General features: G+C 53.7%; 21 protein-coding genes and 1 pseudogene. 5 read left to right on the plus strand and 17 right to left on the minus strand.

Features of this window, described 5'->3' with window-relative positions:
- The 17 genes and pseudogenes from AAC076_RS16190 to rpmH form a co-directional block, all read right to left on the minus strand.
- Positions 1–717, minus strand: a pseudogene (locus AAC076_RS16190) (F0F1 ATP synthase subunit beta); the annotation flags it as partial.
- 47 nt (positions 718–764) lie between these two features.
- Positions 765–1,628, minus strand: a complete 864-nt coding sequence (gene atpG, locus AAC076_RS16195; protein WP_339847706.1) for a F0F1 ATP synthase subunit gamma — start codon at positions 1,626–1,628, stop codon at positions 765–767.
- Between the two features lie 74 nt (positions 1,629–1,702).
- Positions 1,703–3,247, minus strand: coding sequence for a F0F1 ATP synthase subunit alpha (gene atpA / locus AAC076_RS16200; RefSeq protein ID WP_339847708.1), 1,545 nt, complete (start codon positions 3,245–3,247; stop codon positions 1,703–1,705).
- Between the two features lie 15 nt (positions 3,248–3,262).
- Entirely contained in the window at positions 3,263–3,799 is a 537-nt protein-coding gene (locus AAC076_RS16205) for a F0F1 ATP synthase subunit delta (protein ID WP_339847710.1), read from the minus strand.
- Positions 3,800–3,811: 12 nt separating this feature from the next.
- Complete coding sequence (locus tag AAC076_RS16210; RefSeq protein ID WP_339847713.1) at positions 3,812–4,282, minus strand: F0F1 ATP synthase subunit B; 471 nt, start codon at positions 4,280–4,282, stop codon at positions 3,812–3,814.
- 103 nt (positions 4,283–4,385) lie between these two features.
- Positions 4,386–4,625: a F0F1 ATP synthase subunit C gene (gene atpE / locus AAC076_RS16215; protein ID WP_339847716.1), complete on the minus strand. Its 240-nt coding sequence runs from the start codon at positions 4,623–4,625 to the stop codon at positions 4,386–4,388.
- 65 nt (positions 4,626–4,690) lie between these two features.
- The gene (gene atpB, locus AAC076_RS16220; protein ID WP_339847719.1) at positions 4,691–5,545 is read right to left on the minus strand and encodes a F0F1 ATP synthase subunit A; all 855 of its coding nucleotides are present in this window, start codon (positions 5,543–5,545) and stop codon (positions 4,691–4,693) included.
- 13 nt (positions 5,546–5,558) lie between these two features.
- Positions 5,559–5,963, minus strand: coding sequence for a F0F1 ATP synthase subunit I (locus AAC076_RS16225; protein WP_339847721.1), 405 nt, complete (start codon positions 5,961–5,963; stop codon positions 5,559–5,561).
- A gap of 170 nt (positions 5,964–6,133) precedes the next feature.
- Positions 6,134–6,994, minus strand: coding sequence for a ParB/RepB/Spo0J family partition protein (locus tag AAC076_RS16230; RefSeq protein ID WP_339847723.1), 861 nt, complete (start codon positions 6,992–6,994; stop codon positions 6,134–6,136).
- Between the two features lie 20 nt (positions 6,995–7,014).
- Positions 7,015–7,818, minus strand: coding sequence for a ParA family protein (locus AAC076_RS16235; protein ID WP_339847725.1), 804 nt, complete (start codon positions 7,816–7,818; stop codon positions 7,015–7,017).
- A 9-nt stretch (positions 7,819–7,827) separates the two neighbouring features.
- Positions 7,828–8,481, minus strand: a complete 654-nt coding sequence (gene rsmG / locus AAC076_RS16240; RefSeq protein WP_339847744.1) for a 16S rRNA (guanine(527)-N(7))-methyltransferase RsmG — start codon at positions 8,479–8,481, stop codon at positions 7,828–7,830.
- Complete coding sequence (gene mnmG, locus AAC076_RS16245; protein ID WP_339847727.1) at positions 8,478–10,373, minus strand: tRNA uridine-5-carboxymethylaminomethyl(34) synthesis enzyme MnmG; 1,896 nt, start codon at positions 10,371–10,373, stop codon at positions 8,478–8,480. The genes rsmG and mnmG overlap by 4 nt, the downstream gene beginning before the upstream one ends.
- Before the next feature lie 456 nt (positions 10,374–10,829).
- Positions 10,830–12,200: a tRNA uridine-5-carboxymethylaminomethyl(34) synthesis GTPase MnmE gene (mnmE, locus tag AAC076_RS16250; RefSeq protein ID WP_339847729.1), complete on the minus strand. Its 1,371-nt coding sequence runs from the start codon at positions 12,198–12,200 to the stop codon at positions 10,830–10,832.
- Positions 12,201–12,280: 80 nt separating this feature from the next.
- Positions 12,281–13,981, minus strand: coding sequence for a membrane protein insertase YidC (gene yidC / locus AAC076_RS16255; RefSeq protein ID WP_339847731.1), 1,701 nt, complete (start codon positions 13,979–13,981; stop codon positions 12,281–12,283).
- Positions 13,978–14,226 carry a membrane protein insertion efficiency factor YidD gene (gene yidD / locus AAC076_RS16260; RefSeq protein ID WP_339847733.1) on the minus strand — a complete coding sequence of 83 codons (249 nt, stop codon included), beginning with the start codon at positions 14,224–14,226 and terminating at the stop codon, positions 13,978–13,980. Before yidD ends, yidC begins: the two co-directional genes overlap by 4 nt.
- Positions 14,219–14,620 carry a ribonuclease P protein component gene (gene rnpA, locus AAC076_RS16265; protein ID WP_339847747.1) on the minus strand — a complete coding sequence of 134 codons (402 nt, stop codon included), beginning with the start codon at positions 14,618–14,620 and terminating at the stop codon, positions 14,219–14,221. Before rnpA ends, yidD begins: the two co-directional genes overlap by 8 nt.
- Positions 14,621–14,631: 11 nt before the next feature.
- The gene (gene rpmH / locus AAC076_RS16270) at positions 14,632–14,766 is read right to left on the minus strand and encodes a 50S ribosomal protein L34 (RefSeq protein ID WP_084671860.1); all 135 of its coding nucleotides are present in this window, start codon (positions 14,764–14,766) and stop codon (positions 14,632–14,634) included.
- Between the two features lie 598 nt (positions 14,767–15,364).
- Between rpmH and dnaA the strand changes: the two genes are divergently transcribed.
- The 5 genes from dnaA to AAC076_RS16295 all read left to right on the plus strand — a co-directional run bounded on the left by dnaA (position 15,365) and on the right by AAC076_RS16295 (position 23,544).
- Complete coding sequence (dnaA, locus tag AAC076_RS16275) at positions 15,365–16,852, plus strand: chromosomal replication initiator protein DnaA (RefSeq protein ID WP_339847749.1); 1,488 nt, start codon at positions 15,365–15,367, stop codon at positions 16,850–16,852.
- 51 nt (positions 16,853–16,903) lie between these two features.
- Positions 16,904–18,007: a DNA polymerase III subunit beta gene (gene dnaN, locus AAC076_RS16280; RefSeq protein WP_339847736.1), complete on the plus strand. Its 1,104-nt coding sequence runs from the start codon at positions 16,904–16,906 to the stop codon at positions 18,005–18,007.
- 15 nt (positions 18,008–18,022) lie between these two features.
- Entirely contained in the window at positions 18,023–19,129 is a 1,107-nt protein-coding gene (gene recF / locus AAC076_RS16285) for a DNA replication/repair protein RecF (RefSeq protein ID WP_339847738.1), read from the plus strand.
- A gap of 7 nt (positions 19,130–19,136) precedes the next feature.
- Positions 19,137–21,551, plus strand: coding sequence for a DNA topoisomerase (ATP-hydrolyzing) subunit B (gyrB, locus tag AAC076_RS16290; RefSeq protein WP_339847741.1), 2,415 nt, complete (start codon positions 19,137–19,139; stop codon positions 21,549–21,551).
- A 316-nt stretch (positions 21,552–21,867) separates the two neighbouring features.
- Positions 21,868–23,544 (plus strand): N-6 DNA methylase, encoded by a 1,677-nt coding sequence (locus AAC076_RS16295; protein ID WP_339847752.1) that lies wholly within the window; start codon positions 21,868–21,870, stop codon positions 23,542–23,544.
- Positions 23,545–23,565 lie beyond the last annotated feature (21 nt).

Raw genomic sequence — 23,565 nt, forward strand, 5'->3', positions numbered from 1 at the left:
GAACAACAGTACGTCACGACCTTCGTCACGGAACTTCTCGGCCATGGTCAGACCGGTCAGGGCAACGCGCAGTCGGTTACCCGGCGGCTCGTTCATCTGACCGTAAACCAGCGCTACCTTGTCCAGTACGTTGGAGTCCTTCATCTCGTGGTAGAAGTCGTTACCCTCACGAGTACGCTCACCCACACCGGCGAACACGGAATAACCGCTGTGCTCGATCGCGATGTTACGGATCAGCTCCATCATGTTTACCGTCTTGCCCACACCGGCACCACCGAACAAACCCACTTTACCGCCCTTGGCGAACGGGCAGATCAGGTCGATAACCTTGATGCCGGTTTCCAGCAGTTCATTGGAGCTGGCCTGTTCCGCATAGGAAGGTGCAGGGCGGTGAATCCCCCAACGCTCTTCTTCGCCAATCGGGCCAGCTTCGTCGATGGGGTTACCCAGCACGTCCATGATCCGGCCCAGGGTCTTGATACCCACGGGGACAGAAATGGCTGCACCAGTGCTGCTTACGGCCAGGCCGCGCTTGACACCTTCGGTGGTACCCATGGCGATGGTCCGTACAATGCCATCACCGAGCTGCTGCTGAACTTCCAGGGTCAGACCCTTTTCGTCTACCAGCAACGCGTCATATACCTTCGGAACGCCTTCGCGTGGGAATTCCACGTCGATGACGGCACCGATGATTTGAACGATACGTCCGCTACTCATGTTTGGTTCCTCTAAGTGGTATGAAACCGCTATCGTCTGGCCGGGTCTCAGGAGACCGCGGCGGCGCCGCCGACGATTTCCGAAATTTCCTGGGTGATCGCTGACTGACGAGCCTTGTTGTAAATAAGCTGCAGGCTGTCGATGATATCGCCCGCATTGTCAGTCGCATTCTTCATCGCGATCATACGTGCCGCCTGCTCGCTGGCATTGTTCTCGATCACTGCCTGGTAAACCTGCGATTCGATGTAACGAACCAGCAGACCATCGAGCAGTTCACGTGCATCCGGCTCGTAGACATAGTCCCAGTGACCCTTGAGTTCCTCTTTGTCAGCAGGAACCAACGGGATCATCTGCTCCACCTTGGGCTGTTGCACCATGGTGTTGACGAATGCGTTGGAGACCAGATACAGGCGATCGATACGACCTTCGTGGTAACCATCAAGCATAACCTTGACGCTACCAATCAGATCATTCAGCGAGGGCTGTTCACCCAGGTTGCTGATCGCCGCGACCACGTTACCGCCGTAACTACGGAAGAACGTCGCGCCCTTGCTGCCAATAACGCACAGCTCGGTTTCGACGTTACGGTCACGCCACTCTTTCATGTTTGTGATAAGAGCCTTGAACAGGTTGGTGTTCAGGCCCCCGCACAGACCACGGTCCGTACTCACCACGATATAACCGACCCGTTTCACTTCACGCTCTTGCATGAACGGGTGACGATATTCCGGGTTGGCATTAGCCAAATGGCCAATGACCTGACGAATACGGTCAGCGTAGGGTCGGCTGGCAGACATGCGCTGTTGTGCCTTGCGCATCTTGCTGACTGCCACTTTCTCCATGGCGCTGGTGATCTTCTGAGTACTCTTGATACTCGAAATTTTACCGCGTATCTCTTTTGCGCCTGCCATGTCTCACCTTTCAGGTTAGCCTGCGGCCAGATCGCACGAAGCGGAGTCTGACAGTGTCAGACCCCGCAATCGGCTTACCAGCTCTGGGTCGCCTTGAAGTTCTCGATGCCAGACTTGATACCGGCTTCGATCTCGTCGTTGTAGTCGCCCTTCTCATTGATCTTGGCAACCAGATCAGCCTTGTCGCGCTTGAAGTAGGCCAGCAGGCCCTTCTCGAACGAGCCAATCTTGTTCATCTCGACGTCGGTCAGGAACCCTTTCTCGGCTGCGTACAGAACGATGGCCATTTCGGCAACCGACATGGGCGCATACTGACCCTGCTTCATCAGCTCGGTAACGCGCTGACCGTGCTCCAACTGCTTACGGGTAGCCTCATCGAGGTCCGAAGCAAACTGGGCGAAGGCCGCCAGTTCACGATACTGAGCCAGAGCGGTACGAATACCACCGGACAGTTTCTTGATGATCTTGGTCTGAGCTGCACCACCTACACGCGATACCGAAACACCGGCGTTAACGGCCGGACGGATACCCGCGTTGAACAGGTTGGATTCCAGGAAGATCTGACCGTCGGTGATCGAGATCACGTTGGTTGGTACGAAGGCAGATACGTCACCGGCCAGCGTTTCGATGATCGGCAGAGCCGTCAGCGAACCGGTCTTGCCTTTCACTGCACCGTTGGTGAGCTTCTCGACGTAGTCTTCGGAAATACGTGATGCGCGCTCCAGCAGACGACTGTGGAGATAGAACACGTCGCCGGGGTAGGCTTCACGACCCGGTGGACGGCGCAACAGCAGGGAGATCTGGCGATAGGCAACAGCCTGCTTGGACAGGTCATCATAGATGATCAGCGCATCTTCACCGCGGTCACGGAAGTACTCGCCCATGGTGCAGCCGGCGTAAGGAGCCAGGAACTGCAGGGCAGCTGGCTCGGAAGCCGAAGCCGCGACAACGATGGTGTTGCTCATCGCGCCGTTTTCTTCCAGCTTGCGCACAACGTTGGCAATGGTCGACTGCTTCTGACCGATTGCTACGTACACACATTTGATGCCGGAATCTTTCTGGTTGATGATCGCGTCAATCGCGATAGCTGTCTTACCAGTCTGACGGTCACCGATGATCAGCTCACGCTGGCCACGGCCGATCGGGATCATGGCATCGATTGACTTGTAACCGGTCTGTACCGGCTGGTCTACCGACTTACGCCAGATCACGCCAGGCGCCACTTTCTCGACTGCGTCAGTCAGCTTGGCGTCGATCACGCCCTTGCCGTCGATCGGATTACCCAGTGCGTCTACAACGCGACCAAGCAATTCCGGACCTACCGGGACTTCAAGAATACGACCGGTACATTTGGCGGTCATGCCCTCGGCGAGACCCAGGTAGTCACCCAGTACAACCGAACCTACGGAGTCCTGCTCCAGGTTCAGTGCCATACCGTATACACCACCGGGAAACTCGATCATTTCACCGTACATCACATCAGCAAGGCCGTGAATGCGCACGATACCGTCAGAAACGCTGACGATAGTACCCACGTTCCGGGCCTGCGAAGACACATCGAGTTTCTCGATGCGCTGCTTGATAATTTCGCTAATTTCGGAAGGATTCAATTGCTGCATGCCATGTCCCTCAAATCAGGATTTCAACGCCTCGGCCAGCTTATCCAGCTTGCCGCGGACCGAACCGTCGATGACCAGGTCACCCGCACGAATCAACACACCGCCGATCAAGGCCGGGTTGATGGTCACATGAGGAGTTACTGTCCGGTCTAACCGCTTAGTTAGTGCGGTTGCCAGCGTTTTCTGTTGATCGTCGCTCAGCTCGAAGGCGGATTCCACCTCGACCACTATGCTCCGATCGTGTTCTGCCTTGTGCTGCTCGTAAAGCTCGGCAATTACCGGGATCAAGGGCAAACGATCATGCTCGGCAAGGGTTTTGACAAAATTGCCGAACCCTTCGTCGATATGACCCTCGCACACCATGAGCAGGTCTTCCGCCTTGCGCTCATCGGTCAAGCCGGGATTGCGCATCCTCTGAGCAAAAGCATCATCCTCGACCGCCGCAGCCGCCAACGCCAGCATGCCCGACCAGGCATCCAGCGTATTGGCGGAAGAAGCGAACTCGAACGCTGCCTTCGCATAAGGTCGAGCTAGCGTGTTGATAGTAGCCATCGCTCGCCTCGCTTAGAGTTGTGCGGCCAGTTTGTTAACCAGCTCACTGTGTGCCTTGGAATCCACTTCGGACTCCAGAATATGCTCGGCACCCTGCACAGCCAGTACGGCTACCTGGGCACGGAGTTCATCCTTGGCGCGATTTACTTCCTGTTCGATTTCGGCTTTGGCGGCCGTAATCAAGCGCTCACCTTCGGAACGTGCCTGGTCCTTCGCTTCCTCGACAATGAGGTTGGCACTCTTGTTGGCTTGCTCGATGATCTGAGTAGCCTGTTCCTTGGTGTCACGCAGGGTCTGGGAAGCTTTCTCCTGGGCTAGATCCAGGTCACGCTGGGCGCGGCCAGCCGCATCCAGGCCTTCGGCGATTTTTTTCTGGCGTTCCTGCATGGCCTGAGTGATAGGCGGCCATACATACTTCATGGTGAACCAGACAAAAATAGCGAAGGCAATCGTTTGACCAAACAGCGTCAGATTAATATTCACAGCGATTTACCTCGTGCTATTCGTTGAGTCCCGGATTTGTCGATCCAGATGATTTTCTGGCGGAGCACTTACCAGAAGTAACTCCGCCGGAGATCAAACTGGATTAAGCGACCATGCCAGGGGCAACAACGAAGATCAGGTACATCGCGATACCAACACCGATCATTGGCACGGCGTCGAGCAGACCGGCCATCAGGAAGGTTTTGGTTTGCAGCTGCGGACCGAGTTCAGGCTGGCGTGCAGTGGATTCCAGCAGCTTGCCACCCAGCAGGGCGAAGCCAATACCAGTACCCAGAGCGCCCAGACCGATCATGATGGCGGCAGACATGATTACGAGTTCCATAATTACTCCTAAAGTTCAAGGTTGCAGTTCAAGGTTAGTTATTGATTGAACACGGTTCGAGTGCGTCAGTGAGCATCCTCATGAGCAGCACTCAGGTACACCACAGTCAACACCATGAAGATGAAGGCCTGCAGCGGAATTACAAGAATATGGAAGATGGCCCATGGCACGTTCAGCCCCCACTGGAGGTAGAACGGTAACAGAGCAATCAAAATAAACACCACTTCACCGGCATACATGTTGCCGAAGAGTCGTAGCGCCAGGCTCAAGGGCTTGGTCAGCAGGCCGAGAATTTCAAGGAACAGGTTGAATGGAATCAGAGCCCAGTGCTTGAACGGCGTGAACGATAGCTCCTTGATAAAGCCGCCGAAGCCCTTCACCTTGAAGCTGTAGAAAATAATCAGGATAAATACACCCAGGGAAATACCGAAGGTGCCGTTAGGATCAGCCGTTGGCACGATCTTGAAGTATTCCAGGCCAAGGGCCTTGGCCAGACCCGGGATGTAATCGACCGGGATCCACTTCAACGAGTTCATCAGGAAGACCCAGACAAAAATAGTCAGGGCGAGTGGCGCTACCAGAGCATTGCGGCCGTGGAAGGTGTCCTTGACGACGCCCTGCACGAATTCGACGACCATTTCGACGACATTCTGGGTCTTGCTCGGAATGCCGGCAGTGGCCTTTTTCGCAACAGTGCGGAAGATGAACAGAAACACCAGACCCATGAATACCGACCAGCCAAGGGTATCGACATGGAATGCCATGAAACCCATGTCGGTCGCTTCCGCGCCACTCTGGGCCATTGTCCAAGTCGCTTCCTGCACAACGCTGCCGTCGTATCGCTCATAACCAGCTGGGAGCTTACCGTAAGTCAGGTTCTGCAAATGGTGCTGGATATAATCCGCTGAAGAAGTTGCCATATTTGCCTCTAACTCAATGCTTTTGAAATCGTTGGACTATGAGTAATGCGCTTGCCCCTACTGCCAGTACCGCGAGATAACCGGCGAATACGGCGGTCGGCTCCAGGGGTTTAACACCTACCCAAACCAGCACGAAGAGTGCGGCTGTCAAAATAATCTTGCCGGCCTCGCCGGAGTAGAACTCCTTGACGATGACCCGCGCCGACCGGGCTCCGCTATAGCGGTACACCCGATAGGCAAAATAGGCATTGGGGAGCAAAGCTACCAGCCCCCCGAGCAGACCGGAATATCCAGCCACATGACCCTGGACAATCCACAGGATCAAGGCTGCCAAAAGGGCAACCACGCATTGCATAACCAGCACCGGAAAGGCGGGCAACTGACGAAACGGCGTTTTATTGGGTGTTCTTGCGTCCATCCACCCGCCTCGCAGTTAATACCTCAAGCTTCTTTTCGAGTCGCTGTATGCAACAGACTGGTGCATTTACACCAGCTAAAATAGCGCGAGGAGTATAGGTTGAAAAAAGATCAGGTTCAACAGCAACCGGCCAAATGCCGCGGTATCCGCCAACGTTGGCCAGTTCGGCGTTACTTGATATGCATCAGCACACCGTCGAGTTCATCCAGAGAACTGTAGCTGATCACCAGTTTGCCTTTGCCCTTGGCACCATGCTGAATACTGACCGAGGCCCCTATACGCTCGGCAAGATCCTGTTCCAGCCTTTCTATATCAGGGTTCACCCGGGTATCACCGGGTTCACGGCGGGGGTTGAGCCATTGTCTGACCAGAGCTTCTGTCTGTCTCACAGTCAGTCCCTTGGCCACAACCTGCCGTGCTGCCTGTGTCTGCTGCTCCGCAGGGAGACCCAAAAGTGCACGGGCATGTCCCATTTCCAGGTCGCCGCGCTCGAGTAGAAGCTTCACATCATCGGGTAATGACATCAATCGTAACAAATTGGTAATGGTGACACGCGATTTGCCAACGGCATCGGCGACTTGCTGCTGAGTCAATTCAAACTCCTGCTGCAGGCGCTGAAGCGCAATGCCTTCCTCGATCGGATTGAGGTCCTCACGCTGGATGTTCTCGATAAGCGCCATGGCAATGGCCGCTTCGTCGGGTACGTCGCGGATAACCGCTGGGATGGTATCGAGACCGGCCTGCTGGGTGGCACGCCAACGGCGCTCACCTGCAATGATTTCAAAACGACCGTCGGCAATAGGACGCACTACGATCGGTTGCATTACACCTTGAACGCGAATCGAGTTGGCGAGCTCTTCAAGGGCCTGGGGGTCCATATCGCGACGTGGCTGGTACTTGCCCCGCTGGATCAGATCAACCGGCAGATCCTTGAGTTGCTGTTCCTTGCTTTCTGCTTCCTGCCCGGTGTTACCGGGCTGGCCCAATAAAGCATCGAGTCCCCGCCCCAAGCCGCGTTTCTTGACCGCCATGCGTCTATCGTCCTTTTTGATTAGTCGTTCGCGTTGGCCAGGGCCGCGGCCCGAGCTGCCTGCTTGTTGCGGCGCACTACTTCACCAGCCAGCGCAAGGTAGGCCACCGCGCCACGCGATTGTTTGTCGTAACTCAATGCCGGCATGCCAAAACTGGGTGCCTCTGCCAGGCGCACATTACGCGGAATCACCGTCTGGTAAAGTTTGTCACCAAAGTGATTGGTCAATTGTGCCGATACGTCGAGGGTCAGACTATTACGCGGATCGTACATGGTGCGCAGCAAGCCCTCGATCTGCAAACTGGGGTTAAGCACAGCAGCGATACGCTGGATGGTATTGACCAGTGCCGATAAACCTTCAAGCGCATAATATTCACATTGCATCGGAATAATCACCGCGTCGGCTGCCACCAATCCATTCACAGTGAGCATGTTAAGCGAAGGTGGACAGTCAATAAGCACGAAGTCGTAGGCAGTACGCGCGGATGCGAGTGCATAGCGCAGCCGGCTTTCCTTCATCTTCATGGCCAGCAATTCGACTTCAGCTGCGGTCAGATCACCGTTAGCCGGTAATAGATCGTAACCACCGTTATCCGAGCGTTGGACTGCCTGCTTGAAATCGCAGCGATCGGTCAACAGCTCGTACACCGAGTTTTCGAGGCTCGCCTTGTCGATACCACTACCCATGGTAGCGTTACCCTGCGGATCGAGATCCACCAACAGAACCTTACGCTTGGTTGCTGCCAACGAAGCAGCCAGGTTGATGCAGGTGGTGGTCTTGCCGACACCGCCTTTCTGGTTGGCTATTGCCAATACCTTGCCCACAACGACCTCCTATCCGTTCACCGCCTGAACCAGGCGTCGCAGTATCAACAGATGGCGGTTGCCCTGGCAACCAGGTACCGCCAGCCGAGTACTGCGATCCACTTCGAAATCGACCGGCAAGGCTGCTAGCTCCTCTTCCGGGTATTGTCCTTTCATCGCTAACCAGCGCGTACCAGGGTGACTCAGGTGACGCGTCATCTGGGTAAAATCGGCCAGTGAACTGAAAGCTCGAGAAACAATACCATCAAAGGCGCTATCGGTTTGAAAGGCTTCGACCCTGCCTTGAGTCACTTTCAGATTTTCCAGCCCCAGTTCGAGCTTTACCTGGGTAAGAAAACGGGTTTTCTTGCCATTGCTGTCGAGCAACATGAACTGAATATCAGGACGCATGATAGTCAATATGATGCCGGGCATACCGCCCCCACTACCGACGTCTAGCCAATGCTTGCCGCCAACGAAAGGGAGAATACTCAAACTGTCGAGCAGATGACGGCTGACCATTTCATCAGGATCGCGCACTGCCGTAAGATTGTAGGCCTTGTTCCACTTGTGCAGCAGGGCAAGATAATCAAGAAGCTGGCGACTCTGCGTATCGCTGACCGTAATGCCCATCTCGGCAGCACCGCTGGCCAGCTCTGCAGCGTGATCCGTCATTGGTGTCAGGCCTCACGCACGAGGCTGCTGCCAGCCGCGCTGCGTTTTTTCAGATGGATCAGCAACAGGCTGACTGCGGCAGGTGTCACACCCGGAATCCGCGAAGCCTGTCCCAGGGTCTGGGGGCGTATGTCGGCGAGCTTGTGTTTGATCTCGTTGGACAAGCCATTGAGCGCAAGATAATCCAGGCTTTCAGGAATGGCCGTTTGTTCATGCTGACGCAGACGGTTGATCTCATCCTGCTGCCGCTCGATGTAGCCGGCGTACTTGGTATGGATCTCGACCTGTTCGGCAGCGTCAGCCGGAATATCAACCTTGCCGGTCAATTCACACAGGGCGTGGTAATCAACCTCGGGACGACGTAGCAGATCAAGCAAACTGTATTCGTGGGTCAGCGGCGTAGCGAATTTATTCGCGAAGGCTTTACCAATATCGCTGGCCGGTTGAACCCAGGTGCTGCGTAGACGCTGATGTTCCTGATCAATGGCTTCACGCTTGGCGCTGAAAACGGACCAACGGTGGTCATCAACCAAGCCGATTTCACGTCCCTTCTCGGTGAGGCGCAAATCCGCATTATCCTCACGCAGTACCAGACGATATTCAGCCCTCGAGGTGAACATCCGGTAGGGTTCGCGGGTACCCATGGTGATCAGATCATCAACCAATACGCCTATGTAGGCCTCGTCACGACGAGGACACCAGGCTTCCTGATCGGTTGCCCGGCGAGCCGCGTTCATTCCCGCCAGAAGACCCTGAGCTGCCGCTTCCTCGTACCCGGTTGTGCCATTGATCTGACCCGCAAAGAACAGGCCATCAATGACCTTGGTTTCCAGTGAGTACTTCAGATCCTGGGGATTGAAATAGTCGTATTCGATGGCGTAACCGGGACGCAGGATATGCGCGTTTTCCATACCCTCAATCGACTGTACAACCTGCAGTTGCACGTCAAAGGGTAGTGAAGTGGAAATACCGTTGGGGTACAGCTCGTGGGTAGTCAGACCCTCAGGCTCGATGAATACCTGATGCTGGTTCTTGTCGGCGAAGCGGTGGATCTTGTCTTCGATCGAGGGGCAGTAACGCGGGCCTACTCCTTCGATTACGCCTGTATACATTGGCGAGCGATCAAGATTTTTGCGAATGATCTCGTGGGTACGCTCGTTGGTGTAGGTGATCCAGCAATTGACCTGCTCTGGGTGCTCCTCGACCTTGCCAAGGAACGACATAACCGGCAGCGGGGTATCACCGGGCTGGGCGGTCATTTTGCTGAAATCGACCGAGCGTCCATCGATACGCGGTGGTGTGCCAGTTTTCAGCCTGTCAACGCGCAGCGGTAGCTCACGCAGCCGGTTGGCCAATGTCGTAGCTGGAGGATCACCTGCTCGACCGCCTGAGTAATTATCCAGGCCAATATGAATCAGACCACCGAGGAAAGTACCTGTGGTCAAAACCACGTTACTGGCGTGAAAGCGCATGCCCATCTGGGTAACAACGCCACAGACCTGGTCATTTTCGACGATAAGGTCATCACATGCCTGCTGGAATATCCACAGATTGGGTTGATTCTCGAGTATCTCGCGTATGGCTGCCTTGTACAGAATCCGGTCTGCTTGCGCGCGGGTGGCCCGGACTGCAGGGCCCTTACGGCTGTTGAGAACTCTGAACTGGATACCGGCCAGGTCTGTAGCCTTGGCCATTGCTCCGCCGAGAGCATCGATTTCCTTGACCAGATGGCTCTTGCCAATGCCTCCAATGGCGGGATTGCAGCTCATCTGGCCCAGCGTTTCAACATTGTGAGTGAGCAGCAGTGTTTTTACTCCCATACGGGCAGCGGCTAACGCAGCTTCCGTACCGGCATGGCCACCACCTACCACGATCACGTCAAAACGACTTGGGAAATTCACAGCAAACCTCGTTCCGGGCAAATGGCCGGCGTCGGGAAAAGGGCAGAGATTATAGGGCCTGAAGCGGAAAAATGCAGCCTTGGGTTGGCTATTTTTTGAGCAGCGTCTTTTGCAGTTCGCTTAGCTCACTCATTAATTGAATATAGAAAGAAAAGATTTTAAAAGCTTTATGTTGTTAATGCTAATGGTGAGGACGATATCTGTGGGTAAGTGGTTTTAACCCTTCTATTACGGGTGTTTCAGGAGGAAGAAACTCTGTGGTCAAGCTGCGTTTGGATGGGTTCCTACCCGGTGATGAACCTGTGTACAAGTAGGCTACTTATACACAGGCTATTTTGAAGGGGCTTCGTACACAACTTTCGACCCCCTGCTTAGGGGCAGTTGTACACAGGACTCAGGTGCTGAATTTGGACGTTTCAAAGCCAAATAAAAGTGTTCTTTTATCGGTCGGATGTATTATTTGCCAATGCAGAAGCTGGAAAAGATGCGCCCCAGCAAATCATCTGCGCTGAATTCACCAGTGATGGAACCGAGCTTTTGCTGAGCCATTCGTAGATCCTCTGCGAGTAGTTCGCCGGCCCCCAATAGCGTCAGCTGGTCATGGCCGTGACCAAGCAGCTCACTTGCCTCCTCCAGGGCTTCCAGGTGACGTCGTCGTGCACTGAACAGGCTCTCGCTGGTCTGTGAGTAGCCCATACAGCTTTTCAGATGCTCACGGAGCATATCCACACCTTCGCCACTGCGTGCACTCAGGCGCAGTGTCACACTGCCGTCTGGGGATTGTTCCTGGCCAATGGATTCCCCGGTGAGGTCTATCTTGTTCAACACCAGTGTTACTTTGGCCGGGTCCGGTGGGCTGGTCAGAAATTCAGGCCAGAGTTGATCGGGATGTCGTGCCTCGGGTTGCGACGCGTCTACCATGAGCAGGATCCGATCAGCGTCCCCAATGGCCAGCATTGCGCGTTCAACGCCAATACGCTCCACCTGGTCCTGGGTATCTCTCAAACCTGCGGTATCGATGATATGCACCGGCATCCCATCGATATGAATATGCTCACGAAGCACGTCACGGGTGGTTCCTGCTATATCAGTAACAATGGCACTTTCCTTACCTGCCAGGGCATTCAGGAGGCTGGATTTGCCCGCGTTGGGTCTACCAGCAATCACGACGCTCATGCCATCGCGCAGCAAAGCGCCCTGGCCTGCCTCGCGTTGTACCTCCCGCAGTCTCTTGCGGATTGCCTGCAGCTGACCCAGTACATGCCCATCAGCCAGAAAATCAATCTCCTCTTCTGGAAAGTCGATTGCCGCTTCGACGTATATACGCAAACCGATCAGTGCTTCGGTCAGCTCGTGTACCCGTGTTGAAAATGCACCCTGAAGTGAATGCAGCGCGTTGCGAGCTGCCTGTTCCGAACTGGCCTCGATAAGGTCCGCAATGGCTTCGGCCTGGGCTAGGTCAAGTTTATCGTTGAGAAAGGCCCGTTCACTGAATTCACCTGGCCGTGCCGGTCTGGCTCCCGCGTCAAAACAGGCCTTGAGTAACAGGTCCAATACCACCGGACCGCCATGGCCCTGTAGCTCGAGAACGTCCTCACCGGTAAAGGAATGAGGACCCGGGAAAAACAGGGTCAGGCCTTGGTCCAGAGCCCTGTCCTGGTGCCAGAACGTACCATAGTGAGCATGTCGGGCTTTGGGTTGAAGACGACTGATCTGTTGGGCGATCTGTAAGGCCGCCGGACCGGATACTCGTACTATGCCTACGCCACCCTGTCCCGGAGGCGTTGCTATCGCAGCTATGGTGTCTATGTGATAACTGGGGCTCATTGGCGATCTCTGTGGGTTTGGCTTTTAGGCATACAGCAAAACGCCCCGATTACGGGGCGTTTGCTTGGATCAGTTCATGCTCAGTTATTAGCGGCAGCGCCTTTCTCTATCTGCCGGGTAATGTACCACTGCTGGGCAATGGACAGCATGTTGTTGACTACCCAGTACAGCACCAGACCAGCCGGGAACCAGAGGAAGAAGAAGGTGAAGACAATGGGTAGCATCTTCATGACCTTCGCCTGCATCGGATCTGGCGGAGTTGGGTTCAGTTGCTGCTGAATGAACATCGTCGCGCCCATCAGGATAGGCAGGATGAAATAGGGATCCTTTAGCGACAGGTCGGTGATCCAGCCAAGCCATGGAGCCTGACGCATTTCGACGCTTTCCATCAATGTCCAGTACAAGGCAATGAACACGGGCATCTGCACCAGGATCGGCAAACAGCCACCCAGCGGATTGATCTTTTCCTTTTTATACAGCTCCATCATGCCCTGGGACATTTTCTGCCGGTCGTCGCCGTGCTGTTCCTTCAGTGCCGCTAGCTTTGGTGCGACACGGCGCATGTTAGCCATGGACCGATAGCTGGTGGCAGACAATGGGAAGAAGACGAGTTTGATCAGCAGTGTAAGGAGGATGATGCTCCAGCCCCAATTGCCGACGAAACCGTGAATGAAGCTCAGGACCCAGAACAAAGGCTGCGCAATCCACCAGAGAAAACCGTAGTCGACTGTCAGTTCCAGACCGGGGGAAATTGCTTTCAATCGATCCTGGATTTTCGGACCTGCGTAAAAGTCGGCGGAAATGCTTGCCTGCTGACCGGCCGGTACTACTGTTGCGGGGCTGGTGAAACCGACGATGTAGTTTCCAGCACTGTCCTTACGGGTTTGATACACATGCTGCTGACCGGCTGGCGGCACCCATGCGCTGACGAAGTAATGCTGCAACCATGCAATCCAGCCACCATCTACAGTCTCACGCAGAGCCGATTTATCCATATCGGAAAAGTCGACTTTGGTGTAGGAATCATCAGAAGCCCAGTAGGCTGCGCCGAGATAGGTAGCCATACCGGTAGCACTGGAGCTGGAGGGATCAGGGCTGTCGTCGCGCTTGATCTGCCCATAGAGATTACCACTCCAGCTTTCGCCACTCTGGTTATCGATAAGGTAGTCGATATCAACCAGGTATTGGCCACGGGTAAAGGTGAAACGCTTGATGTAGCTGACGCCAGCATCTTCGTAGCGCAGGTCCACTACGACTTGATCGTCATCGCCGAGGGTATAACTCTGGCGCTCGGAAGTATAAAGAGGGCGGCCAGTGGGACGAGCATCTACACCATTCTTACCAGTCAGACCGCTTTGCGCCACATAGGTCATTCCGGCGGAACGTTCCAGAATGGGAAATGGCAAGTCTGGACGATCCTTGCGAACCGGGTATTTCGGCAACGACAGATCAACCAGGTCACCACCGCGTGGGTCAATAGCTACCAGCAGGGTGTCGGTTGCTACCTTGATCAGACTGTTGTTCGCCTGGGAGGTTGCAGGCGTAACGGGTACATCCGCAACACCGGGTTCCACTGCTGATGGAACATCATCAGCTGGTCCTGCTGCAGGCTGAGTGTTTACCGCTGCAGGAACGTCAGAATCCAGGTTCTCACCCGCAGGCTGCTGGTTGGTAACTGCTTCGGGTAACTCTGGTTGGCCGTAGTCTGTATTCCACTGCAGAACCATGAGATAGGTAATCACGAGCAAAGCAGCTATCAGGATATTTCGTTGCATGTTCATGGCTTGTTCATCTGGGAAGAATGATTGTCAGTGGCAGGTGGTACAGGATCATAGCCCCCGTCGCTCCAGGGATTACAGCGGCCAATTCGTTTCGCGCTCAACAGGCTGCCGCGGAGTAGACCATGAGATTCGATGGCCTCCTGGGCATAACAGGAACAGGAAGGATAGAAACGACAATGACTGGCCATCAGGGGACTGATAGCGTAGCGGTAAACCTTGATCAGTCCGAGTGCGAGATTACGCATTGGATGATGGGGGTCCGGATTGGCGTGAACGGGGTGGCTTGTCAGCAGACTTTGCCAGCTTGCGCCACATGCCTCTATACATTTCGTGCAGCGCGGCATTATCAAGTTCGCCCAGGCCCTTGCGGGCCAGGACGACAATGTCGAGATTGCCGAGTTCTGGCTTGTTCAGCCTGAATGACTCTCTGGCAATGCGCTTGACGCGATTACGGTCAACAGCGCGTTTGACACTTTTCTTGGCAATCACCAGGCCCAGGCGTGGGTGATCCAGGTCGTTAGACCTGGCCAACAACAGCACATAGGGCCCGGAGGCCTTGCGAGTGGCGCCGTCGAATACAAGTTTGAATTGACCAGGCGTGAGTAGCCGGTATTCAGGTTTGAATCCGTGGTCCACCAGTACAGCCGGTCTTAAGCTGACAGGCGCTTACGACCTTTGGCACGACGACGGGCCAGTACGTTGCGACCGTTGGCAGTAGCCATGCGTGCACGGAAACCGTGGTTACGCTTGCGCTTCAAAACGCTGGGTTGAAATGTTCTTTTCATCTTGGGATACCTGATTGATTCGCGTCAGAGCAGTGAGCCCCTTCAAGGGACCGGCAATTCTAGAGAATAACCCTTGGCAGGTCAATTCGATTTGGTGCTCTATCCTATTAAAAACAATATAGAAAAGATCTTTTCTTAAAGAATGAAGATGTTAATGCTAATGGTCAGCGTGTTTTCTGTGGGTAAGCCATTATTTTCCATATTTTTCATTGGTTTGCCCGCTCTGAAAGGTTGTAGACAAACGGTGCTTGAATGGGTCCCGTTCATGTGGAGCGGTTGTGGATAACATAGCATTCTATCCACAGGCTATTTTGTCCACATACTTGCATGGCTCTTCTCAACAGGCTTCATGGTCACTTGTGCACACGGCTCATGGAACCGGTAGGAGCCTGTTCCAGAAGCTTTTCAGCTTTTCTTTCGTGAGTTTCGATCGCTTGTTCAGGTTCGGTCGTATGTCTCAGATGCGAGGTAAGAGTGTGGATAAGTAGGCCTTTAAAAGGCTAGAATGACCGCTGGAAATAACCGGCAGGTCAGCTTCAACTGTTAGCCTGCCAGACCAAAAATAATGTCGTTCCAGACGGAAGGACCGGGGGAATACGTGTCGGTTGTACTCTGGCAGCAATGCATCGATTTTTTGCGTGATGAGCTTCCATCCCAAGAGTTCAATACCTGGATTCGGCCTTTACAGGTTGATGGTGATCAGGCTGAACTGAGGCTTTATGCACCCAACCGTTTTGTCCTTGACTGGGTCAATGACAAATATCTGAACAGGGTCCAGGAGCTGCTTGATGATCTGTCTCAGGGACAGGCGCCGCTCGTCTCTCTCCTTATAGGCAGTCGCCGTGCAGCTTCCGCAGTCCGCACCCCGCGTGCTCAGCCTGCGCAGTCGGTAGCAGCCTCTGAAGATACTCTTCGCTCTGCCAGCGCCCCTGTGATGCCCCGAACCCAGGTTATCGCCCAGGGGTTTCAACCCGAGCAGGGTCAGCGTTCAAGAATCGAAGAAGATGATCCGCGTCCGCCTCAAAGGGCTGACCAGGGTGGTCCCAGTTCCCCGGTTATCAAACACACCAGCTATCTCAATCGCAGCTTTACGTTTGAGAACTTTGTTGAGGGTAAGTCCAACCAGTTGGCTCGCGCGGCGGCGTGGCAGGTTGCTGACAACCCCAAACATGGCTACAACCCCTTGTTCCTTTATGGCGGGGTTGGTCTGGGCAAGACTCACCTGATGCATGCGGTCGGCAACCATCTGTTGAAAAGGAATCCCGCGGCGAAGATTGTTTACCTGCACTCGGAACGCTTTGTTGCCGATATGGTGAAGGCCTTGCAGATGAACGCGATCAACGACTTCAAGCGCTATTACCGTTCGGTCGACGCCTTGCTGATTGATGACATTCAGTTTTTTGCCAAGAAAGAACGTTCACAGGAAGAGTTTTTCCACACCTTCAATGCACTGCTTGAAGGCGGTCAGCAGGTTATTCTGACTAGTGATCGGTATCCCAAAGAAATCGATGGTCTTGAAGAGCGGTTGAAATCCCGCTTCGGCTGGGGCCTGACTGTTGCAGTTGAGCCGCCCGAGCTTGAAACCCGTGTAGCGATTCTGATGAAGAAGGCCGAACAATCCCGCGTTGATCTGCCACATGATGCTGCTTTCTTCATTGCCCAACGTATTCGTTCAAACGTACGCGAACTCGAGGGCGCGCTGAAGCGTGTTATTGCCAGCGCCCACTTCATGGGTCGGGATATCACTATCGAGCTGATTCGTGAGTCTCTCAAGGATCTCCTGGCGCTGCAGGACAAGTTGGTAAGTATCGACAACATCCAACGTACTGTGGCTGAGTACTACAAGATCAAAGTGTCGGACGTTCTTTCGAAACGTCGTTCACGTTCGGTTGCCAGGCCTCGCCAGGTAGCCATGGCGTTGTCCAAGGAACTGACCAACCATAGCCTTCCTGAAATTGGTGATGCCTTCGGTGGTCGGGATCACACTACTGTTCTGCATGCCACACGCAAGATTGCCGAGTTGCGTGAGATGGATGCAGACATCAGGGAAGATTACAAAAATCTGCTGAGAACCTTGACCACCTGAGGTCAAATTTCCAGTAACCGTTCTCATACTGCACGAGGTCGAAGGAAGACAATGCAATTTACCATTCAGCGTGAAGCCCTGTTGAAACCCTTGCAACTTGTGGCCGGGGTCGTAGAGCGTCGTCAGACCCTACCGGTCCTCTCGAATGTTCTGCTGGTAGTGGATGGAAACACGCTGTCGCTGACTGGCACCGACCTGGAAGTTGAATTGGTTGGCAGGATCCAGTTGGAAGAAGCTGCCGAGGCTGGTGAGATTACCGTGCCTGCGCGCAAGCTCATGGATATCTGCAAGTCGCTACCAGACGATGTTGCGTTGACGCTCAAGGTTGAAGACAACAAGGCGGTTATCAAGGCCGGCCGCAGTCGGTTCACATTGGCTACGCTTCCTGCGTCCGATTTCCCTAATGTAGAAGAAGGTCCTGGTTCCATGACCTTCTCTGTCAATCAGAACAAATTGCGACGTCTTATTGAACGCACCAGTTTTGCCATGGCTCAACAGGACGTGCGTTATTACCTCAACGGTATGTTGCTGGAAATCAACAAAGGACAACTGCGTGCTGTCGCAACAGATGGACACCGTATGGCCATGTGTACCCTGGATGCGGATATTGATTACCAGGAACGCTATCAGTTGATTGTGCCGCGCAAAGGCATACTGGAGCTGGCTCGTCTTCTTGGCGAGGCAGATGACTTGGTCACTATCGTTTTGGGCACCCACCACATCCGTGCGACTACAGGCGATTTCACTTTTACGTCCAAACTGGTCGATGGCAAGTTCCCCGACTATGAGCGCGTTCTGCCCCGTGGCGGTGACAAAATTGTTCTCGCTGATCGCCAGGTGTTGCGCAACGCCTTCAGCCGTACCGCGATCCTTTCTAACGAGAAGTATCGTGGCATACGTCTTATGTTGAGCGACTCGCTGCTCAAGATTCAGGCTAACAACCCTGAGCAGGAAGAGGCCGAAGAAGATATCGCCGTTGACTATAACGGCAGTGCTTTGGAGATTGGTTTTAACGTCAGCTATCTTCTGGACGTCATGAACGTTTTGAGTAACGAACAGGTAAAAATGATTCTGTCCGATGCCAACAGCAGTGCGTTGGTACAAGAATCTGAATCGGATGACAGCGTTTACGTCGTCATGCCGATGCGTTTGTAGGTTACTCAGTACTTCATGCCCCTCAAGCGATTGTCAGTCACCGCGGTGCGCAACCTGCACCCGGTGACGATCTACCCTTCCCCCCACATCAATCTCATCTACGGCGACAATGGCAGCGGTAAAACCAGCCTGCTTGAAGCCATACATATTCTGGGTCTTGCTCGCTCCTTCCGAAGTACTCGTTTGCAACCTGTTATTCAGCATGAACACGAAGCCTGCACGGTTTTCGGCGAATTGCTGCTTAACAACGGCGTGCTTACGTCCATGGGTATTACCCGCAGCAAGGCGGCGGATTATCAGATACGCATAGATGGTCAGACGGTACGTAGCACCGCCCAGCTTGCCGATACTCTCCCTTTGCAGTTGATTAACCCTGACAGCTTCAGGTTGCTTGAAGGTGCTCCAAAGCAAAGACGTCAGTACTTGGACTGGGGTGTGTTCCACGTGGAACATCAATTCTTGAGCACATGGCAGCGTCTTCAAAAAAGCCTCAAGCAACGGAATTCGCTGCTACGACGTGGTAGAATTGAGCGTTCACAACTGGCCCCATGGGAAGCGGAGCTGGTGAGCGCTAGTGAACGAATTGACCAATACAGACGTTCCTATATTGCCAAGTTAAAGCCTGTATTCGAGGAAGTGCTCGGCAAGTTGGTCAGTCTGGATGGTTTGGTTCTCAGTTATTACCGGGGCTGGGATAAAGAGCGGGATCTGCAATTGGTACTCGACTCCCAGTTTGAACGTGACTGTCAGTTGGGTCATACCCAGGCCGGCCCACAGCGAGCTGATTTGCGGTTGCGGATCAAGGGTATGAACGCTGCTGAAGTCCTTTCGCGGGGCCAGCAAAAGTTGGTGGTATGTGCGTTGAAGATTGCGCAGGGTTATTTGCTCAAGGAGCGTGGGCGTCAACAGGATTGTATTTTTCTAGTTGATGACCTCCCCTCTGAACTGGATGAGCATCGCCGTAAGGCCCTTTGTGCATTACTTGAGGGCTTGAATTGTCAGGTGTTTATTACTGGTGTAGAGGCTGAACAGCTTGCCCAGTCCTGGCAAAAAGAAACATTACTGACCATGTTCCACGTGGAACATGGACACATTGTGCAGACCGAAAGTTGTCTGGAGTGACGAGATTATGACCGAAGAAAGAGCCTACGATTCATCAAGCATCAAGGTCCTCAAGGGCCTGGATGCGGTGCGAAAACGCCCCGGCATGTACATCGGCGACACGGATGACGGTACTGGTCTGCACCACATGGTATTTGAGGTAGTAGATAACTCCATCGATGAGGCCCTCGCAGGTCACTGTACGGATATCACTATCGTTATCCACACCGATGAATCCATCACGGTACGCGATAACGGCCGTGGCATACCGGTGGACATGCACGAAGAGGGCGTATCAGCAGCAGAGGTCATCATGACCGTGTTGCACGCTGGCGGTAAATTCGACGATAACAGCTACAAGGTTTCTGGCGGTCTGCACGGTGTAGGCGTATCTGTTGTAAATGCGCTTTCTGAAGAGCTGATTCTGACCGTTCGCCGAGCCGGCAAGGTATGGGAGCAACTATATGTCCATGGCGTCCCCCAGCATCCGCTGAAGGCCGTTGGAGACACAGAGACAACAGGCACCCAGATCCACTTCAAGCCTTCAGCCGAAACTTTTACCAGCATCGGCTTCAGCTGGGACATTCTGGCCAAGCGCCTGCGTGAACTCTCTTTCCTGAATTCTGGCGTGGGCATCCATCTGTCAGATGAACGCACAGGGAAGAAAGAACTGTTCAAGTACGAGGGCGGACTGCGCGCTTTTGTTGAATATCTGAACGTCAACAAGTCCACTATCAACTCTGTGTTTCACTTCGATTTCCAACGTGAAGACGGCATTGCGGTAGAAGTCGCGATGCAGTGGAACGACAGTTTTAATGAAAGCATTCTGTGTTTTACCAACAACATCCCACAACGTGATGGCGGTGCTCACCTTGCCGGTTTCCGTAGCGCTCTTACGCGGACGCTCAACAGCTACATCGAGCAGGAAAACCTGCTGAAGAAGCTTAAGGTAAGCACTTCAGGTGATGATGCCCGTGAAGGTCTTACTGCGATCATCTCGGTAAAAGTGCCTGATCCCAAGTTCTCTTCCCAGACCAAGGACAAGCTGGTCTCCTCCGAGGTCAAGACGGCGGTCGAGCAGGAGATGAACAAATCGTTCTCCGATTATCTTCTCGAGCGCCCGAATGAAGCCAAGGCCGTTGTGGGCAAGATGATTGATGCAGCACGGGCCCGTGAAGCTGCACGCAAAGCGCGGGAAATGACACGCCGCAAAGGCGCTCTGGATATCGCGGGCCTGCCCGGCAAGCTTGCTGACTGCCAGGAAAAGGATCCTGCCCTCTCAGAACTTTACATAGTGGAGGGTGACTCTGCGGGTGGCTCGGCCAAGCAGGGCCGTAACCGCAAGACTCAGGCGATCCTTCCGCTCAAGGGCAAGATCCTCAACGTAGAAAAAGCACGCTTTGACAAGATGCTTTCTTCCGCTGAAGTCGGCACCTTGATCACCGCACTGGGCTGCGGTATTGGCCGTGAAGAGTTCAATGTGGACAAGCTTCGGTATCACAACATCATCATCATGACCGATGCCGACGTTGACGGCTCGCACATCCGTACGCTTCTCCTGACCTTTTTCTTCAGACAGATGCCCTTGCTGATTGAGCGCGGTTATATCTATATTGCCCAGCCGCCGCTCTACAAGATCAAGAAAGGCAAACAGGAACAGTACTTGAAGGACGACGAAGCGCTGGAGGAATACCTCACCCAGTCCGCCCTCGAGGATTCCTACCTGTTCGTCAACGAGGATGCTCCAGGTATTACTGGAGAGGGTTTGGAGCGTATCGTTCAGGAGTTCCGTTCGGTAATGAAGACGCTGAAGCGTCTCGCCCGTCTATATCCGCTGGAGCTGATGGAACACTTCATCTACCTGCCCCGTCTCTCCCAGGAAAACCTCGCTGACAAGGCTTTCATGGACAACTGGGTTGCTCAGTTCGAAACCATGGTCAAGACCGGTGAGAAATCCGGCCAGCAATACAATATCGGACTGCGTGAAGACCGTGAGCGTCACCTCTGGTTGCCGGAAGTTGAGTCGATCTCCCATGGCCTGTCCAGTTACGTCACTTTTAATCGTGACCTGTTTGCCAGTAACGATTACCGAACCATGGCTGAGTTGGGTGAAAAACTGCAGAGTCTTCTGGAAGAAGGCGCCTACATGCAACGTGGCGAGAAGAAAAAGCCGATCACCCACTTCAAGGAAGGTCTCGAATGGATGATGAGCGAAACTGCTCGCCGGCACACGATCCAGCGCTACAAGGGACTGGGCGAAATGAACCCGGACCAGCTGTGGGAAACCACTATGGATCCTGACAGCCGTCGCATGTTGCGGGTTAACATCGAGGATGCTATCGCGGCGGACCAGATCTTCAATACGTTAATGGGTGACCATGTAGAGCCCCGCCGTGAGTTTATCGAGACGAATGCATTGGCAGTTTCCAATCTCGACGTCTAAACCCTCTGTAGGCGGGCAAAGTTAATTGCCCTTTCGGCCAAAGTTAGAGGTTTGGCCAAAGTTAATGACAGCTCGACAGGAACCCCCAGCAGATTATGATCTGCCGGGGGTTTTCCATTTATAAGGCATTGTTTTCTATTGATTAAATATAGGTTGGACTGAATACAATTCATTTGCTATTTAGTCTCGTTTGGCTGAGCTCCCCTTGCTACTATCTGGGCTTAACCACCGCTCAAGACCGTGGGTATGGCCTGAAGGGCTGTGAAGCGCACCACCTTATCTTTAGAAAGATCCTAAAAAGGAATAGTTTTTGAATATGGATTATCAGGAACTCAAGCAGCTGGAAGACGACTTATGGGAGGCAGCGGATCAGCTGAGGGCAAACTCTAAGCTCACCGCCAGCGAATACTCAATGCCTGTTCTAGGGCTGATTTTTCTAAGACATGCCACAACTCGTTTCTATGCATTGCTGGAAGAGGTCGAAAGCAGTATTCCTGCTCGAGCTACAGGTCAGTTACGTGAAGACCGCATCAAATTGGGTTTTCAGGGTAAAGCGGCGATCTACCTGCCGGAAATCGCCCGTTACGAATGCCTGGCTAGTTTGCCCGCCAGTGAAAACATAGCAGCAGCCATCCATGAAGCAATGCAGGCGATTGAAGACAGTGTCACCGATCAGGACGGCAATAAGCTGCTGGCCGGTGCCCTGCCCAAAAATTATCACGGGCTTGAGCGCGACCTACTACCTGACCTGATCAAGATTTTTAACCGCCCCGCTCTGCAAAATGCCAGTGGCGATGTGTTCGGGCGGATCTATGAATACTTCCTTAATCAGTTCGCCCAGAGCGGTGCTCAGGAAGGCGGTGAGTTCTTCACGCCGCCAAGCTTGGTGCGGATGATCGTCAACGTGATCGAGCCTGACCACGGAACCGTGCTTGATCCAGCATGTGGCTCGGCGGGCATGTTCGTACAGACTGGCCACTTCATGGAGGACGTGCGGCACAAGCTTACCCATGATGCGGACATCACTTTCTACGGTCAGGAGAAGGCAGAGGTCAACAGCAAGCTGGCACGTTTGAACCTCGCGGTACATGGCCTGGAAGGCAAAATCCTACTGGGCAACACCTTCTACGAAGATCAGCATCAGCTGGTTGGGCAGTGTGACTTTGTCATGGCTAACCCGCCGTTTAACGTTGATGGTGTGCAGGTAGCGAAGATCAAAAGTCAGGTTGGCACTCTTGAAGACAACCTACCCAAGCGTCTGCCTTTTGGTTTGCCTGGTACCGCTGGCAAGAGCCGAGGCAAAGACTCCACCGAGACCATTTCGAATGGCAACAGCCTGTGGATTCAGTATTTTTACAGCTACCTAAATGCCACTGGCAGGGCCGGATTCGTTATGGCGGCCAGTGCCTCGGATGCTGGCAATAAAGACAGAGATATCCGCCAGCAACTGGTGGAGACCGGCCATGTGGACGTGATGATGTCCATCGGGCCAAAGTTTTTCTATACCCGCAGTCTCCCCTGCACGTTGTGGTTTTACGACAAGAGTAAGCCGAAAGAGCGCTTGGACGGCGTGCTGATGATTGATGCACGGAATGTCTATACGGTGGTATCGGCACGTTCCCATGTATTCACTGAAGAACAGCTAAGCAACTTGTCGGCAATCACATGGTTATATCGTGGTCAGACCGAGCGTTTTGTTGAGTTATTGGGCCACTACCACCAGCAACTGGCTGAGTATCTGCAACAGTTGCCCGAACGGATTAGTGCTGACAATCAGCAAATCTACCGGCTACAAGAGGCCCTAAGCGACCTTGCCAAAGCGTCCTTGCAAGATACGGCAGTAGCAATTGTCCGTACCAAATTGGGTGAAGACCATGGGCTGACGGATGAGCTGTTGGCCGGCTTTCGCACTGAGTTGAAGCAGGTGCAAACGGAAAGTCTTGCATGGCAACAGCTCATAGGGGTTCTACCCCGTTACTGCGGACACTTTTGAAAAGAGGCACAATGTGCCAAA

It is taken from the genome of uncultured Halopseudomonas sp., from assembly GCF_963977355.1.
Classification (GTDB): Bacteria; Pseudomonadota; Gammaproteobacteria; order Pseudomonadales; family Pseudomonadaceae; genus Halopseudomonas.

Excerpts from the sequence above, each read along its gene's own strand:
- atpG (WP_339847706.1), bottom strand. The coding sequence starts at position 1,628 with ATGGCAGGCGCAAAAGAGATACGCGGTAAAATTTCGAGTATCAAGAGT.
- atpA (WP_339847708.1), bottom strand. The coding sequence starts at position 3,247 with ATGCAGCAATTGAATCCTTCCGAAATTAGCGAAATTATCAAGCAGCGC.
- AAC076_RS16205 (WP_339847710.1), bottom strand. The coding sequence starts at position 3,799 with ATGGCTACTATCAACACGCTAGCTCGACCTTATGCGAAGGCAGCGTTC.
- atpE (WP_339847716.1), bottom strand. The coding sequence starts at position 4,625 with ATGGAACTCGTAATCATGTCTGCCGCCATCATGATCGGTCTGGGCGCT.
- atpB (WP_339847719.1), bottom strand. The coding sequence starts at position 5,545 with ATGGCAACTTCTTCAGCGGATTATATCCAGCACCATTTGCAGAACCTG.
- AAC076_RS16225 (WP_339847721.1), bottom strand. The coding sequence starts at position 5,963 with ATGGACGCAAGAACACCCAATAAAACGCCGTTTCGTCAGTTGCCCGCC.
- AAC076_RS16230 (WP_339847723.1), bottom strand. The coding sequence starts at position 6,994 with ATGGCGGTCAAGAAACGCGGCTTGGGGCGGGGACTCGATGCTTTATTG.
- mnmE (WP_339847729.1), bottom strand. The coding sequence starts at position 12,200 with ATGAGCCCCAGTTATCACATAGACACCATAGCTGCGATAGCAACGCCT.
- yidC (WP_339847731.1), bottom strand. The coding sequence starts at position 13,981 with ATGAACATGCAACGAAATATCCTGATAGCTGCTTTGCTCGTGATTACC.
- yidD (WP_339847733.1), bottom strand. The coding sequence starts at position 14,226 with ATGCGTAATCTCGCACTCGGACTGATCAAGGTTTACCGCTACGCTATC.
- rpmH (WP_084671860.1), bottom strand. The coding sequence starts at position 14,766 with ATGAAAAGAACATTTCAACCCAGCGTTTTGAAGCGCAAGCGTAACCAC.
- dnaN (WP_339847736.1), top strand. The coding sequence starts at position 16,904 with ATGCAATTTACCATTCAGCGTGAAGCCCTGTTGAAACCCTTGCAACTT.
- recF (WP_339847738.1), top strand. The coding sequence starts at position 18,023 with ATGCCCCTCAAGCGATTGTCAGTCACCGCGGTGCGCAACCTGCACCCG.
- gyrB (WP_339847741.1), top strand. The coding sequence starts at position 19,137 with ATGACCGAAGAAAGAGCCTACGATTCATCAAGCATCAAGGTCCTCAAG.
- AAC076_RS16295 (WP_339847752.1), top strand. The coding sequence starts at position 21,868 with ATGGATTATCAGGAACTCAAGCAGCTGGAAGACGACTTATGGGAGGCA.